This window comes from Gardnerella sp. 26-12, from assembly GCF_001660745.1.
GTDB classification, from domain to species: Bacteria; Actinomycetota; Actinomycetes; order Actinomycetales; family Bifidobacteriaceae; genus Bifidobacterium; species Bifidobacterium swidsinskii.
The window spans coordinates 1-1951 of record NZ_LWSR01000141.1 but is presented as its reverse complement, the minus strand read 5'-3'; the positions used below and the strand labels follow the sequence as shown (position 1 = coordinate 1951).

Below are 1951 nucleotides of genomic sequence, written 5' to 3'. Positions count from 1 at the left end.
TAATAATATTATTGAAGTTAATAACACTAACGATTGCAATGCTTTAAGAGCTGCTTGCGCGCTGGCATGGAGCTTGCAAGATTGCGGTGAAAATATGGAAAATTATACTCTTCCGGAGTTTTCCTTATGACTTTGAATGAGGATTTAAGTAAACTTTCAAATAGCAATATTTCACAACGCTTAGATTGCGCTTTGGTTAATCGTGGTTTAGCAGAAAGTAGGACAACTGCTCAACGTTTAATTCGTGCTGGCGTAGTGAGTGTTGACAATCGAAATATTACGAAATCCTCATTTTTAGTAAACAATTCACATACAATAACAATCGACGAATCAAAAAATACGCAATCTTGTATTAGATACGTTTCTCGTGGAGCACTTAAGTTAGAAGGTGCTTTCGAAGCGTTTTCTAAAAATGGTTTAACTACTTCCAAATCAACTAAAGCTCTAGATATAGGTGCATCAACGGGTGGTTTTTGCGACGTTCTTTTGCAAAGAGGTGTTCATTCTGTAATAGCTTTAGATGTTGGTCATGGTCAATTGCATCCAAAAATAGCTAACAATTCACATGTAATTGAAATGAGTGGCGTAAATATTCGAGATGTGTACGAAGAGAACTTGCCATATAAGCCAAATCTTATAGTTTCGGATGTTTCTTTTATTTCTCTAACGTTTGTTATTCCAGTAATTTCTAGAATAGCTCAATTGCATGCAGATATTGTGCTTTTAGTTAAGCCGCAATTTGAAGTAGGAAAAGGAAACCTTGGAAAAGGTGGAATAGTAACTGACGAGACTTTAAGAATTAAAGCTTTAGAAACAATAAAAAGTTGTGCAAATCAAAACGGTCTAAAGGTTATCTCCTCTTGCGAATCTCCTATTGAAGGAACGCATGGCAATACGGAGTATCTTCTTTATGCGCGTTACGAGAAGTAAGTTAATTATTGAATGTTTAGCATTTTTCAATATGTATCCTAACAATTACAATAGTAGTAGTTGTGTTTAAACAGTACGAAGGGGCTGTATATGCAGGAACATTTCGATACTAATTCCGCTTCGTCGGCTCGTCGTGCTCTTGTAGTTACTCACGCTAGAATCGATGTTCATAGTGATGTGGTAAATCAAGTCAAGACTCAACTTATTAAAGCTGGATTCGTTGTTGACGTATTCAACAGTGCTTCTGTGTCTGATTTTGCTAAAAAAACTACTCGTATAGTTGATGAAAATACGGAAATAGTTGTGGTGCTTGGGGGAGATGGCACCATGCTTCAGGCTGCTGAGTTAGTGCATTGTACTACTGTTCCAATTATCGGCATAAATCTTGGTCATGTTGGTTTTTTGGCAGAATTTGAAAGTTTTCAAATTAATGATGCTATTCGTAGGATTGCAAACAAGGATTACACTATTGACAGGAGAATGGAAGCTCATGTAGATGTGTGGCTTCCTGGCGAAAGTGAGCCTTTAAGTGATTGGGCGTTGAACGATATAACTCTTGATCGCGAAGACAGAGGTCGAATGGTAGAACTTTCAATACGAGTAGACGATGTTGAAATGTCATCTTTTGGTTGCGATGGTGTAATAGTTTCAACTCCTACTGGTTCCACAGCTTACGCATTTTCAGCAGGTGGATCAATCATGTGGCCAAATGTAGAAGCGTTACAACTAGTGCCATTAGCTGCTCATGCTCTTTTTGCGCGTCCTCTAATTATTGGTGCCGGTTCTACTTTTACTATTGACATTCTTAATGAATCGTCTTCTGGAGGTTGGATTTGTTGCGACGGTAGAAGACAGCGCGCTCTTCCTCAAGGATCAAGGATTCAAGTTCGTCAATCAAAAGATGAGCTATTATTAGCTAGACTTTCTGGTGCTCCTTTTACGAAGCGTTTAGTTACAAAATTTGATTTGCCAATAGTTGGGTGGCGTGAGCACAATAATAATTCTTTAAACTGAATTATTT

At 37.8% G+C, this 1951-nt stretch carries 2 protein-coding genes and 1 pseudogene; all 3 read left to right on the top strand.

All coding sequences use genetic code 11. The features are described from left to right. Positions 1 to 130: pseudogene (locus A5295_RS06285) on the top strand (HAD family hydrolase); the annotation flags it as partial. Beyond that, positions 127 to 930 carry a TlyA family RNA methyltransferase gene (locus tag A5295_RS05885; protein ID WP_012914106.1) on the top strand — a complete coding sequence of 268 codons (804 nt, stop codon included), beginning with the start codon at positions 127 to 129 and terminating at the stop codon, positions 928 to 930. The pseudogene A5295_RS06285 and the gene A5295_RS05885, both read left to right, overlap by 4 nt. 90 nt (positions 931 to 1020) lie before the next feature. Then, positions 1021 to 1944 carry an NAD kinase gene (locus tag A5295_RS05880; RefSeq protein WP_004111445.1) on the top strand — a complete coding sequence of 308 codons (924 nt, stop codon included), beginning with the start codon at positions 1021 to 1023 and terminating at the stop codon, positions 1942 to 1944. Positions 1945 to 1951 lie beyond the last annotated feature (7 nt).

Bases quoted from the DNA above. Each gene is read 5' to 3' on its own strand.
- A5295_RS05885 (WP_012914106.1), top strand. From the start codon at position 127: ATGACTTTGAATGAGGATTTAAGTAAACTTTCAAATAGCAATATTTCA.
- A5295_RS05880 (WP_004111445.1), top strand. From the start codon at position 1,021: ATGCAGGAACATTTCGATACTAATTCCGCTTCGTCGGCTCGTCGTGCT.